At 41.1% G+C, this 13,743-nt stretch carries 13 protein-coding genes; 9 read left to right on the top strand and 4 right to left on the bottom strand.

Features of this window, described 5'->3' with window-relative positions:
* The 5 genes from NZ896_04785 to pcn form a co-directional block, all read left to right on the top strand.
* The coding region (locus NZ896_04785) for a hypothetical protein (GenBank protein MCS7116771.1) at positions 1-338 on the top strand (338 nt) is incomplete at its 5' end.
* A gap of 31 nt (positions 339-369) precedes the next feature.
* Positions 370-1,203, top strand: a complete 834-nt coding sequence (pheA, locus tag NZ896_04780) for a prephenate dehydratase (protein ID MCS7116770.1) — start codon at positions 370-372, stop codon at positions 1,201-1,203.
* A gap of 135 nt (positions 1,204-1,338) precedes the next feature.
* Positions 1,339-1,632, top strand: a complete 294-nt coding sequence (locus tag NZ896_04775; protein MCS7116769.1) for a hypothetical protein — start codon at positions 1,339-1,341, stop codon at positions 1,630-1,632.
* A gap of 5 nt (positions 1,633-1,637) precedes the next feature.
* Positions 1,638-1,979 (top strand): transcription factor S, encoded by a 342-nt coding sequence (locus NZ896_04770; GenBank protein ID MCS7116768.1) that lies wholly within the window; start codon positions 1,638-1,640, stop codon positions 1,977-1,979.
* Between the two features lie 40 nt (positions 1,980-2,019).
* Positions 2,020-2,772: a proliferating cell nuclear antigen (pcna) gene (pcn, locus tag NZ896_04765; protein ID MCS7116767.1), complete on the top strand. Its 753-nt coding sequence runs from the start codon at positions 2,020-2,022 to the stop codon at positions 2,770-2,772.
* A gap of 105 nt (positions 2,773-2,877) precedes the next feature.
* On the opposite strand, the gene NZ896_04760 is transcribed toward pcn, so the two are convergent.
* Both NZ896_04760 and dnaJ read right to left on the bottom strand, forming a co-directional pair.
* A complete protein-coding gene (locus NZ896_04760) occupies positions 2,878-3,297 on the bottom strand; it encodes a secondary thiamine-phosphate synthase enzyme YjbQ (protein ID MCS7116766.1) in 420 nt (139 codons plus the stop codon).
* Between the two features lie 160 nt (positions 3,298-3,457).
* Positions 3,458-4,573 (bottom strand): molecular chaperone DnaJ, encoded by a 1,116-nt coding sequence (gene dnaJ, locus NZ896_04755; GenBank protein ID MCS7116765.1) that lies wholly within the window; start codon positions 4,571-4,573, stop codon positions 3,458-3,460.
* Positions 4,574-4,808: 235 nt separating this feature from the next.
* Between dnaJ and NZ896_04750 the strand changes: the two genes are divergently transcribed.
* From NZ896_04750 to NZ896_04740, 3 genes are all read left to right on the top strand, one after another.
* Positions 4,809-6,014 carry a phospholipid carrier-dependent glycosyltransferase gene (locus tag NZ896_04750; GenBank protein MCS7116764.1) on the top strand — a complete coding sequence of 402 codons (1,206 nt, stop codon included), beginning with the start codon at positions 4,809-4,811 and terminating at the stop codon, positions 6,012-6,014.
* Between the two features lie 37 nt (positions 6,015-6,051).
* Positions 6,052-6,990 (top strand): homoserine kinase, encoded by a 939-nt coding sequence (locus tag NZ896_04745; GenBank protein ID MCS7116763.1) that lies wholly within the window; start codon positions 6,052-6,054, stop codon positions 6,988-6,990.
* Between the two features lie 215 nt (positions 6,991-7,205).
* Positions 7,206-8,639 carry a TrkH family potassium uptake protein gene (locus NZ896_04740; GenBank protein MCS7116762.1) on the top strand — a complete coding sequence of 478 codons (1,434 nt, stop codon included), beginning with the start codon at positions 7,206-7,208 and terminating at the stop codon, positions 8,637-8,639.
* A gap of 82 nt (positions 8,640-8,721) precedes the next feature.
* On the opposite strand, the gene NZ896_04735 is transcribed toward NZ896_04740, so the two are convergent.
* Positions 8,722-9,369: a TrkA family potassium uptake protein gene (locus tag NZ896_04735; GenBank protein ID MCS7116761.1), complete on the bottom strand. Its 648-nt coding sequence runs from the start codon at positions 9,367-9,369 to the stop codon at positions 8,722-8,724.
* A 254-nt stretch (positions 9,370-9,623) separates the two neighbouring features.
* Here NZ896_04735 and NZ896_04730 point away from each other — a divergent pair, with 254 nt between their 5' ends.
* Positions 9,624-11,474 carry an ASKHA domain-containing protein gene (locus NZ896_04730; protein ID MCS7116760.1) on the top strand — a complete coding sequence of 617 codons (1,851 nt, stop codon included), beginning with the start codon at positions 9,624-9,626 and terminating at the stop codon, positions 11,472-11,474.
* 183 nt (positions 11,475-11,657) lie between these two features.
* Here the strand turns inward: NZ896_04730 and NZ896_04725 are convergent, their stop codons facing one another.
* Positions 11,658-13,523: a hypothetical protein gene (locus tag NZ896_04725; protein MCS7116759.1), complete on the bottom strand. Its 1,866-nt coding sequence runs from the start codon at positions 13,521-13,523 to the stop codon at positions 11,658-11,660.
* Between the last annotated feature and the right edge of the window lie 220 nt (positions 13,524-13,743).

Here is a 13,743-nt window from a genome sequence, read left to right as displayed (position 1 = left end):
TCAATGTAAAGCTCTACTATGTGAATGATGAAATTAATGAAAGTGGTTTCATCGGTTTATTGATGATCAAGGCGAGTAAGAGTAGTAGAGGGAAGCAGAATCTACAGATACCATGTAAACCAGGCGATATAGTAAGAGCAAGAGTGGTAAACAATAATAACGGTATAACTTTTCTATCGATGGATAGGGTTGAAGATGGTGTAATATTCACTACGTGTAGTGCATGTGGAGGTAGAGTGGTCAGAGTTGGCAATGGTGTAAAATGTGTGGAGTGTGGAATTGTGGAGAAGAAGAAGTTAGCGGCCGATTTTTCAAAGTTTTCATTGAAGCGTTTATAAGCATATATCTTTCAATCTCTGTTTAGAAAGGATGGGCTTGAAGCTTAAACCATTGGTAGCTTTTCAAGGTGAAAGAGGTGCATATAGTGAAGAAGCCGCTATTAAATACTTCGGAAGTGGGGTTAATGTAGTTGCATGTAAAACTATGGCTGAGGTCTTTGCGAAAGTGGAGAATAATGAGGTGGATTACGGAATAGTTCCTGTAGAGAATTCTATCGAGGGTAGTGTAAATGAGACCTATGATTTGCTGGTAGATACAAAACTAAAGATATCTGGAGAGTTGAATCTGAGAATAATCCATTGCTTGATCGCCCATCCCAACGTCGATATTCAAGATATAAAGGTCATCTATTCACACCCTCAAGCGTTAGCCCAATGTAAAAAGTTCCTTAACGGTTTGAATTGTGAAGTGATTTCTGCATACGATACAGCCGGGAGTGTGAAGATGATCAAAGAGAAGGGGTTGATCGATGCCGCGGCCATAGCGAGTGAAAGGAGTTCGGAGATCTATGGGATGAAGATCCTTAAAAAGGGGATCGAAGATAGCCTTGATAATTATACAAGGTTCTTGATCCTTTCGCACAACGATTCTCCTTTTACGGGTAACGATAAAACTTCCATAATCTTCTCAACAAAACATGTTCCAGGGGCTCTATACAATGCCCTAAGAGAGTTTGCAGTAAGAGGTATAAATTTGACGATGATCCTCTCTAGACCTACTAAAAAGACTCCTTGGGAATACAATTTCTTTGTAGATTTCGAAGGGCACCGCACTGAAAAAAGGGTTGAAGAGTGTCTTAAAGAGTTGAAGAATCAAACCTTATTCGTTAAAGTTTTGGGTTCGTATCCGAAGGCCAAACCTTAGGCCGAACCTTAGAATTTTAGAAAAGTATACGGGAACATTTAACCCCATAGTAATCCTCTGAATGAGGATCGAAATGGCGATCATCCTTTCCGAAGGAAAGTCTTATTAATATCATCCTCAGATTCCATTCTTTGAATGAAGATCGAAATCAACTTTCCTAGTGAGAATACGTTAGAACTTTATATCGATGGAGAAGATTACAGTGTAGCGGATATCATCCGTCATGAAATTCTTAAGGATAAGCACGTAATCTTTGCAGGTCTCAAGCAGATCCATCCATTGACGGAAAGATTTTTAATAAAGGTATCTACAAAGGATCTCTCACCCCTGGAAGTGGTTACAATAAGTGGAAAGAATGCTATGAAGAATGTTGAAGATCTTTTGATCACTGTAAAGAAGTCCTTCGAAGAAAGGGGTGGGCGAAGTTGAGTGATATGAAGTTTTGCCCTAAGTGTGGCACTAGACTTAAGTTCAAACAGGTAAAACTTGAAGGAAGTTCATTCATCGCTTCAACTTGTGATAGATGTGGATTTTATCTTCCAAAACAAAAGGTTGTAGAAAGACCTAATTCAGCAACCCATGCGGTCAATCTAATAAAGGTTGTAAATGATAATGAAGCTAAATTACAAACGATGCCCACCACGACTGCTGAATGTCCAGAGTGTAAAAATACTACCGCTTATTGGTGGATGCTTCAAACGAGGAGTGCTGACGAAGCCCCTACTCAATTCTTCCGTTGTACACGGTGCGGATACACATGGAGGCAATATTCTTAACTCCCTCTAGTATTTACCAATAGGAGATTGGGTGATAAGAATGGTCTTTACCGCTAAAACGCCCACGCCTGTTGAATGGAAAGCTATTATGGCAGCAATCTCGACACTCGTTGAAGAAGCGAGCTTCGAAGCCTCACCAAACGGTATTACATTTAGAGCGATGGATCCTTCACATGTAGCACTTATCGATTTAACCTGGCCGAATTCAGCCTTCGAGAAGTACAATTGTGATAAGGAATTCAAATTTACTGTAAGAGTAGATGATTTTGTGAAGTTGATCAAAAGGGCAGATTCAAAGGATAGTGTGGAGATCAGTGCAATGGATGGTGAAGCCTTAATCTTAAGATTATCGAATGGTTATAAAAGGGAGTTTAAGATCCATCTGATCGAGAGTACCTATGGCCCTACACCTTTACCGAAACTCTCATTCAACGTAAGGATCGTGGTCGTTGGGGAGGTCTTCGAAAAGATTCTTAACGATATTTCAACAGTTTCAGACCATGTAACACTTGAAACCTCGGAGAAAGGAATCGTATTCTCTGGTAAGAGCGAAAGAGGTACCGCCCATATAACGTTAGATAAGGGCAGTAAAGATATTCTAGAGTTGGAGGTAAAGGAGGAGAGTAAAGCGACATATAGCTTGGATTATCTATTGAGCATCACGAAGGCTATGGGTTCGATCTCCGATACGTTACAATGTGAATATTCATCGAAGATGCCTTTGAGATTAGAGTTCAAGTTGGGTGAGTATGGAGGTAAAGTACACTTTTACTTAGCACCACGTGTAGAGTAGAAGGTTAGATCGCTCGAACCTTAATGCTTTAAAGTGATCATTGAGTTTTTATTTTGAAGATTTAATTCATCCACCATCCATTACATCTTTTTACTTGTATGTTGTTTATTCTCCCATAATCTGTAGGATTATCTCTCTAGATCTTGGTCGAATATCCAGTTCGATAAAGACTATCTGTTGCCACGTACCTAACATCAATCTACCATTGACGAAAGGTACGGTTAAGCTCGGACCTATAAGTGAAGCCCTCACATGTGAGTGCCCGTTTTTATTCCCCCACCTTTTATCATGTTCATAATGAATATCTTTAGGAGCGATACGGTTCAACATCTGTGGGAAGTCTTGAAGAAGTCCCGGTTCATATTCTATAGTGGTTAAAGCACCCGTGGAGCCCGGGATGAATATCGTTACTATACCATTATCAATACCACTCGCTTTTACGTATTTTGAGACCTCATCTGTAATATCGAGTATATCTCCTTCTCCACGTGTATTTAACTTAAGATAACGCGTGATTACAACCATATCGATCAGTATAACTCAATATGGTGAATTATTTAGCTGCTACCGTTTATTTGAATCTATACCGAATCTATACCGTATCATATTCATGAAAATCTTTTTGAAAATTATCATTTACACGAAAAACTCATCGATCTATCTTGCTACTATCCGTATCTTAACCTTAAGAGTTGCTTCTATCTCTCTGACCACTATTCATCTCTTTTATAAATTCCCTTAAGAGTTGCTTCTGCCTCTCCGTCAATCTCGTCGGTGTCTCGACGATCACCTTCACCAATTCATCACCCCTTCCAAAACCTTCCAATTTAGGGATGCCTTTGCCCTTCAACCTGAAGATCGTCCCGCTCTGAGTGCCGGGAGGTATCTTCAAGATCACACTTCCATCTAACGTTGGTACACGAATTTCTGTGCCCAGAGCTGCGTGAGGGAAACTTATTCTTGCTTCATAGATTATATCATCGTTACTTCGCTTAAATAATGGATGTGGTTTAACATGGATAACGATGTAAAGATCGCCCGGTGGTCCACCATTAGGACTTACGTCACCTTCGCCCCTCAGCCTTAATGTATAGCCTTCATCCACACCCGCTGGAACCTTCACCTGGACCCTCCTTCTTACTTCTACTACACCTGCGCCTCTACATACTTTACATCGATGTTCGATGATCTGCCCCTTCCCTTTACACACGTTACATGTCGTTATAGTTACAAAGCGTGTAAAGCCCGAAACTCTTACTTGTTGAATCTGCCCAGTACCATTGCAATGGGAACATACTCTTGGACTCGTACCAGGTTCAGCACCACTACCATGACAAGCTTTACAGACTTCTGTGCGTGGGACTTGAATCTCTTTCGTAACACCACTTACAACTTCCTCGAGCGTTACCTCTAAATCGTACCTTAAATCTCGTCCAGGTGTAGGGCCATGGCTCCTTCCCTTACCAAAGAACATATCGAATATACTTTCAAAACCTCCAAAACCGAAACCCAAATCTCTGAATATTTCATCAAAATCTACCCCTCGGAAGATATCCTCAGTTGTATATCTACTATCGATACCAGCATGGCCATACATATCGTACTGTCGCCGTTTTTCATCATCTGAGAGTACGGCGTACGCTTCTGATATCTCTTTAAACTTTTCTTCAGCATCTGGTGATTTGTTCCGATCTGGATGATATTGTAAAGCTAACTTTCGATAGGCCTGTTTAATCTCCTCTTTAGTGGCATTCCTAGGAACGCCCAGGATTTCATAGTAATCCCGCTTAGGTTTGCTCATAACCACTTCAACCCTTTTTATCTCGCTGATCTATCTATTAAAATGATAGAATGTTAGCGAATTAAAATTTATGATTCGAATCATTATTAAACCTTTCCGAACCGGATTTTGGACTCATTCATCTGATCGATTCCTTTATTCTTATACCTATCCCTTCGAATATTTATAGCATAGCGATTAATATTAATGATTGGTCATTGAACGGTTAATGATGGCATCATCAAAAAGGTTTATTATGAATGTATTACAAATGAAGATAGGTAGCTTACCTGTATTGTCGATTATTCTAACACTACTCGCATTTCTTATACGTATCTGGCGTTTAGAAGAACCGAATGCTCTGGTCTTCGATGAATTTTACTATGCTCAGGCTGCATACTCTTACGTGAAGAATCTTACCGATCCAAACTGGGTTCACCCTCCATTGGGTAAAGAAATGATCTCAATCGGTATCCTCATATTCGGTTACAACCCCTTCGGTTGGAGGATTGTAAGTGCCATCATCGGGGCCCTCTCCATTACCATCATCTATCTTACCGCAGATGAAATCTTTCGTAAGCCTTTCATCTCATTTTCATCGGCCTTTATACTCACATTCGACCCATTCCACTTCATTCACTCACGCATTGCTCTACTCGATATCTTCCTCGCCTTCTTTATCTTAACGGGATTTTACGCGTACGTTAAGTATATCAAACAGAATGTAAAGAGTAAGAGTTTAATATGGTTGGTGATATCGAGCATTACATTCGGATTAGCGCTCGCCACAAAATGGCCAGCCATATTCGCTATTTTAGCTGCAATTCTCCTCCCGCATTTTGGAGGTGTAGGTAAAGAAGGAGAAGGAGGGGTTGTTACGATTAAACCATTGGTCGGTACACCGTTACGCATAACCTTGCTTCTCACGATTCCCGCCACCATCTATATGCTCACATATCTACCACACTTTATAGCAGGTAAATCGTTAGAGTATTGGTACCTTATTCATAAAGAGACTTTGATATTTCACTTAACTGTAAAGGATACCCATCCATACGCAAGCCCACCGTGGTTATGGCTCCTCCCTCTACATAGAATTCCGTATTATCTCGATCTATCCACTGGGGCGGAAATTACTACTATACTCAATCCGATCATAGTATGGGTAGGTCTGCCTTCCACCATCGTACTCATGATCAATTCATTCAAGCGTGACTCATTACGGTTAGCGATTCCATTCGGATTTCTCTTCTTATACCTTCCCTGGTTTCTATCACCACGCATGACCTTCCTATTCTACCTTCTACCGGCCAATTCATTTCTAATACTCGCTACTTCATGGTTATTAGAGGTCCTTTGGGATGAAAGGGGTATTTATCGTCTTATCTCAATCTCATGCCTTATTATGATATTCGTAATATTCATCATATTTTATCCCCGTATCTCCGCCCTCCGATTCTAAATACTTTTAAGAGAATTTAGAAAATATGGTGTTGTTGATGGAGAGGGTAATCGTTAGAGCACCAGCAACGACCAGTAATCTGGGACCGGGTTTTGATGTACATGGCTTGGCCCTCGATGTGATGTACGATACTGTAGAGATCGCCCGGGTCGATAAGAGAGGTATTCAGATCGAGGTAGAAGGTGTTGGTAAGGATCGAATTCCTACAAAACCGAGTTACAATACCGCAGGTAGGGTGGCTTTAGAATTTCTAAGACGGTACGGTCGATGTGGTTTAAAGATAAAGATCATCAAGGGCATACCACCAGGCTCGGGCCTTGGTAGTAGTGCCGCAAGTGCAGCAGCGACGAGTGTGGGTCTAAATACTTTACTTCAAACAAAGCTCGATAATCTTAATTTAACAGAGATCGCGAGCAAAGGAGAGATCGCCTCGGCTGGCACAGCCCACGCCGATCAGGTTTCAGCCTCCATATATGGTGGCTTCGTTATTGTATACTCTTACAAACCATTAAGTGTAGCCGCATTCCCTCCGCCAAAGAATGTCGAATTCGCTTTGGCTGTACCTCAAAATATTGAAAAGACCACCAAACAGGCTAGAGCGGTACTCCCAAGGAGAGTATCTCTATCGAATGTCGTTAATAATCTTGGAGCCTGCTCTCTCGTCACCGCTGGCATGATTCTATCGGATCCCGAGCTTATAGGACGTGGGATGAATAGTGACTGTATAGTGGAGCCCGCAAGGAGCTCTCTATATCCAGGTTTTACGAAAGCTAAGCTCGCTGCGATCGAATGTGGTGCTCTGGGTGTGACTCTCAGTGGTGCTGGCCCGACGATAATCGCTGTGGTCGATCCACTTAAAGCTTCAGCTCAAGAGGTTTCTAAAGCTATGAAATTAGCTTATGAATCGGAGGGGGTTGCATGTGAAAGTTACGTTTCTCGTGCGACTACTGGTGCGAAAGTGATCGATACTTCATAAAGCCATTCATCCATTTAATGATTATGCGCCAAATTTCATGATAGGAATATTAAATGATGTTGAGAGATCTTCAATAAGTGCGTATTATTCATTAATCGATCATAAGATTGACTCAACGATGAAACCGATGAAATTAATATAAAATGCTACAATATCATCATCCTTTTAAATTACGATACCCTTATGTATTAAAAGTTAAACTCTTAACATGATTAATGGCTAGTAATATCAGGATCGCTCTGGCAAATGTAGTTAAGGCCATAGGTTTGATCTTGGTAGCCCCAGCCCTCATCGCCTTGATTTACGGTGAAAATTATGAATTTATGATCTTCTCGATTTACGCTCTAATGATCTTCTCATTAGGTCTGCTCCTCTCCCCTAAGTATAGTATCGGTGAAGTCACTTTAGCAGACGCATTTATAATCTCTGCAGGTAGCTGGCTCTTAGCTTCACTGATAGGCACGATACCCTATATCTTCATCGCGAGGATGCAATCGATAGATGCATGGTTCGAGTCCATGTCCGGTTTTACCACGACGGGAATGACCATCATAGCCGATATCGAAGCCCTACCAAAGAGCCTATTGTTTTGGAGGTCTTTGACTGAATGGGTTGGAGGTATAGGTATAGTGCTATTCTTCATCCTCTTCGTATCGCCTAGGGGTTTGGGTGCATGGAGGCTCTACAGAGCTGAGGCAAGAGAGGAGAAGATCTTAACCACCACAAAAGGGACCGTGATCGCTATATGGTTACTCTACTCGGTCTTTACAGTAATATGTACTTCATCTTTAATCTTCGTAGGTTTGGAACCATTCGATGCCTTGACACATGCCCTTACAGCCGTTTCGACTGGAGGCTTCTCGACCAAGAATGCAAATATAGCGGGGCTCGAAAATATTCGAGCGAACATCATTTTAATGATCTTTATGGTCATCGGTGCTACAAACTTTGCAGTATTCATTAGAGCTATGAGGCTTAGGAGCTTAAGGGTGATCATCGAAAGTATCGAACTTAGGGTCTTTTTACTCATATTGGTAATCGCAACGATCATTGTAACTCTCGACCTCTTCTTCAATTGGAGAGTTGAGAGTATCTTCGATGCTCTTCATCTGGCGGTCTTTCATGTCGTATCCATTCTTACCACAACGGGTTATACACTAAGAAATATCGCTGAATTCCCAAACTTGACGGTGTGGATCTTGACGGTACTGATGACGATCGGCGGGAGTTTGGGTTCTACATCTGGTGCTATAAAGATAATGAGGATTATAATAGTAATCAAGGCTATAACCTACTCGATTTCTACATGGATCCTGCCTGAGAGGACTGTAAAACCATTTAAAGTTAGAGGCCATGAGATAAGTTCGGACGACGCACTTAAAACGATCAGCTTCTTTACAGCATATTCTATCTTCATCCTTATCGAGGGTATGCTCATAACGGCATTCGGTAATATTCATCCTTTCATAGCATTATCCGGTGCTTTCTCAGCTGTAGGTAATATCGGCCCATCCCTCCTCCCGATCTCTTCAGATTTACCGAACCCGATAAAGGTTGCTTTGATCATCGGTATGTGGGCTGGAAGGCTTGAGATATTCCCAGTGATTACTTTCATCCCATATATATTTAAGAAGATCTTAAGATGGTGAAGATGGTAAAGAATAGAACCCTTTTGTATCGATTTAATTTTACTCTATATATGCATTCCTCAGAATAAATTTTGATACAATCTTAAAGTACATCGGATAATGCTTCAACGATCTTTTGGACATGTTTTGGATTACTCGCATAGATTATAAATTCATCACCACCTTCTAAGACAAAGTCTTTGGTCAGATTTGTGTATAACTTCCCATCTCTATAAACGCTCAAAGGGATGCAACCATTTGGAATCTTGATCTTTCCGATCGGTATCTTCGAATCTTTCTCTACTTTCACAACAAAAACCTCAGCCTCTTTATCGCCTAGGTAGATAAAGTCTTTAACGCCCTGCATATGTTGGAATAGGTACTCTGATATGAGTTCATCTGGGATGATGATCTTCGCCCCAGCTTCTTTAAAGAGCGGGCTGTGCGCGGGATCCCTAACCAATGCTACCAGATTTTTAACACCGTGGCTTTTAGCTAAAGATATCACCATGAGGTTCGTGGCATCATCACCTGCCGCAGCTATGACAGCATCCGCCTCATCTATACCAGCATCTTTGAGTGTATCGTTCTCAGCAGCGTCTCCATGAATCACTAACGTATCATATTCAGACAAAAATCTTTTACACCGTTCTTCATCCTTATCTATCACAACGACGGTATGGCCATGTTCTAAGAGTGTCTTCGATATACTTTGTCCAGCACCACTCAATCCTACAACTATAACGTACAATCAAGCCACCATTATCAGTTGCATAATGCCCTAATAAAAATACTTGTTCTAGTAAATATACTTTGGTGGTTCAATAAAAATCATACCATCCTTGAAAATTACATATATAAAAACTTTTGTGAGGGATTGTGAGATTTGAAATTTGAGATTTCTCTTTTTTGAATACTCTATACTTAGGATTAAATAGTAGAATACTCGAATATTGAATGATGATTGAAAGAGATCGAGAATATACGAGTATTCTTTTTGAACCTATGGGCAAGAGGGTTAAGGCAAAGTTGGGTGATACCATTCTTCACTCTGCGTTGAGATCGGGCATAGGAATTAGGAGTGAATGTGGTGGTATACTCGGTAGATGTGGTAAATGTAGAGTTATAGTAAAGGATCAATCAAAATTGAATCTTCCGACGAAAGTTGAAAAGGAATTTTTAAAGGAGTCTGAATTAGAAGAGGGTTACCGCCTCGCCTGCCAATCTATAGTACAGGGTGAAGTTAGGGTATTTATACCCGAAGAGAGTAGAGTGCGTAAACGGAAGATTCAACTTACAAGTATTCAGAGAACGATAGAATTAAAGCCAGCAGTTAGGAAGTTGCATATAAAACTCTCACCACCTACACTTACAGATACCCGATCTGATGCCGAAAGGTTGGTTTCAACATTAAGGGAGGTTTATGGTATATGTGAATTGAGCTTCAGCTTCAATGCGCTAAAGGAACTGCCTAAAGTAGCAAGAGAGGCAGATTGGGATCTCACCGTCACCTTGATCGACGATAAGGAGATTGTATCTATAGAGCCTAGAGATACAACTAACTTACTCTACGGTGTCGCGATCGATTTAGGGACCTCTAAGATCGTAGCAAGTCTGATCGATTTGAGGAATGGTAATGTGGTGATATCGAGTGGTATTGAGAATCCCCAGACGATCTATGGTGAGGATGTAATTTCACGAATCACACATGCTACACTCGATGAAAAGCGGCGTGAAGAGTTGAAGCTCCTTGTTATTGAGGGGTTAAATTCCATCCTAGCTGATTTATGTGAAACGATAAACGTAAATGATCTTTATGAGATGGTCATCGTGGGCAACACCGCCATGCACCACCTCCTCCTCGGATTAGATACTAAGTATCTGGCGATGTCTCCTTACGTGCCGGTAGTGAGTGATTCGTTAAATTTACATGCAAAGGATCTAGGTATAAATATGAATAGATGTGGACGAATCTACCTACCTCCAGTAATAGCGGGCTTCGTTGGTTCCGATAATGTAGCTGATCTATTGTCCACCAATTTGCATGAAATTGAGGATTTAAGTCTGTTGATAGATCTTGGGACAAATACTGAAATCGATTTAGGAGATAGAGATGAGATTCTTTGTTGTTCATGCGCTTCAGGACCTGCATGGGAAGGTGGGCATATAAAGCACGGTGTAAAGGCGATGGAAGGTGCGATCGAAAGGGTTTCTATAGATCCACAGACCTACGATGCCCATTATGAGACGATTGGGGGGTTTAAACCGGTAGGGATCTGTGGTTCAGGGATGATCGATCTTCTTGCAGAGATGCTGAAATGTGGCTTAATAGATAGTAGAGGTAGGTATAGGGGTGAAATTTCAACCCCTCGCTTGAGAAAAGGTGACCTTGGTTATGAATATGTGGTTGCGTGGGCTGATGAGACAGATATAGGTGAAGATATAGTTATTACTCAAACCGATATAGCTGAGTTACAGTTGGCAAAGGCTGCAACCTACTGTGGCTGTCGCATTCTGATGAAGAGGAAGGCTGTCGAGGCGAAAGATATAAAGAAAGTATTCATCGCAGGAACCTTTGGAAGTTATATCGATTTCGATAATGCAAAGATCATAGGGCTTATCCCCGATGTCCCCATCGAGAGGATAGAATTCGTCGGTAACGCTGCCCTATCTGGGGCTGAAATGTTGCTGAAGTCACGAGAATTAAGAAAGAATTTGAAGAATATTTTACAAAAGGTTAGATATATAGAGTTGGGAGTGCAGGAAGATTTTAATGATGAATTCATATCGGCATTACCATTCCCCCATTCGAAGAAGGAACTATTCCCATCTGTCATCAATATTATAAGAGGTTGATGAGTTCACAGACATTCACCAAGATAGATAAGATTCTCTCTAAACCTTAGCAATAATGTTGACATGAGTGTGCCAATGACTCTACCTTATTTTACTTTACTTTCATCGACTCTCTACTTATTAAGTAAATTAAGAATGATTTTACCCAAATTATGGTATCGTTATGTATTCATAATTAGGGAGCTAATCCCAAATGTCACTGATGAGATCTTCAAGATCTAACCTTCGTAAGGTACTCTTCCATGGCTTACCAGTCTTCTCATCCCAACCCATCAATCTATAATATTCCATGATAATCCCTCTTAAGTATGATGCGATCGACTTCCCTTTTCCCGGACCATTTGGTGGTGGTTCGAGCAATCTAGGAGGTACATCAAGATCATCTTCAGGTGTTAATCCACGTCTAACATTAAATACTCGCTCAAGATTCATTATTCTTTCACCGATTAAGAGCGCATCTTCTTGAGTGATATTCCATCCAGTAGCTGCCGAAACTGCTTCGGCTGCATACTTTAAAGCTCCCGGCACTCCCCATGTAGCGAAGAGGCAAGTACCTATACAATCCTCCCAATACTTCTTCATCCCGATGATCCTTGCCGATTTCGCTTTAACCTTCCAATCGAATGGATCTTGAAGTGTGGGCATCCCTAAATCAGGCTCAGATATATAATCGGCTCCTTGTGCTGGCCATCCTGAACCACCACCAAGAATTTGGCCGACGAGGATCCCCCAACAATTTCTCCAATCGTGAAGGTTAATCCCAGCTCCTTTTACATGAACTGCAAATTTAAGAGCATCCCCACCAATCGCTTCAGCAGCCCTTTTAGGACCCAGAGATAAAAGATTACCGAGCCAACCTTCTCTATACGCTGCCATTCGATAGAGTTTCTCAAGTAATTTTGCATCTCCCCATCTTAACTCAATTCCATTCGTATCCTCTTTGGTAATCAACCCTTTCTCATAAGCTTCTATTACCAGAGCTACCGTAGTCCCGAGAGTACTCGTATCAAATCCCAATCTATCAAGAAGGTCTGTGAGATAAAATAATGTCCCCGCATCACCATAAACGCCACAGATCGATGTAGCCCCTTCTATACTCTCACCTCCACCACCTAAGGTCGCTACATAACCTTGATAGGGTCCAGATGTGATTTCAACATCGTAAGAGCAGGCGATTGGGCATGCGAAACAGGCTTTTGGTATGATTTTATTCTTTGACATTCCTACCCCGAATTCAGGCGGTACCGTTTCGAGAAAGTTTTTGGCAGAGACCAGATACCTTTTCTTTAAAAATTCATATTCGGTTCTTGCTATACCACCTCTCTCACGACGACGGGTTGTAGGGAATTCATTCATCACTACATGCTTCCATTTAGCCCCGATCTCTCTGATTTTATTTTCATCCGCCACCTGCACCCTCTCACTACCATACACGGCTATGGCTTTCAATTTCTTTGAGCCCATCACCGCACCGACACCGCTGTGGGCAAACGTATGATTCTTATCATTTTCAATAAGAGCACCAGCACATAGATTCTCTCCAGCAGGTCCAATAGTAGCAACACTCGCTCTTGGTTCACCAATATCCTCTTTTATTAGGTCTTCACTCTCATGTGTATCTTTCCCCCAGAATTTTGTAGCATCTTTAATATCTACTCTCCCATCTCTTATCCATAAGTATACTGGGGTTTTAGAAGCACCTTGGATAATTAATCCATCATAACCTGCAAACTTTAACATAGGGCCGAAAAAACCGTGTGAATGTGAACGGCCGGCAGTAAACCCGGTACTAGCATTAAGTGTGGCGATACTCGTCTGATTCCCAGTCGGTATCCAAGGAATACCAGTTAATGGACCAGTCATGAAGATTAAAGGATTCTCAGGTTCTAAAGGGTGCACACCTAAAGGTAATTCATCATATAGAATCTTTAATGCAAGGCCCCAACAACCGATGAATTTCTTTAAAATCTCTTCCTCTAACTTTTCCTCCTTTATCTCGCTATTGGTTAAATCTATACGTAAAATCTTACCACGATATCCTCCTAACATGCGTTTATAAAACTATTCTTTACTACTTAAGCTTTAAAAACTGAGCTCTTTTAACACCAAAAATCATTTTCACATACCTCACATATATCATCCATCTTGATGAAGGATACTGGCTCAAGATTATTCACTATTGTTAAGTATCTCAAGATATAGAAGTTATATGAATTAAACGTTACCATGTGAAGATATCGATTCACATTTATTACTTTTAGGTGAGGTT

It is taken from the genome of Nitrososphaerales archaeon (assembly GCA_025058425.1).
Taxonomy (GTDB): Archaea; Thermoproteota; Nitrososphaeria; order Nitrososphaerales; family JANXEG01; genus JANXEG01.
This window is presented reverse-complemented; position numbering and strand designations above follow the sequence as displayed.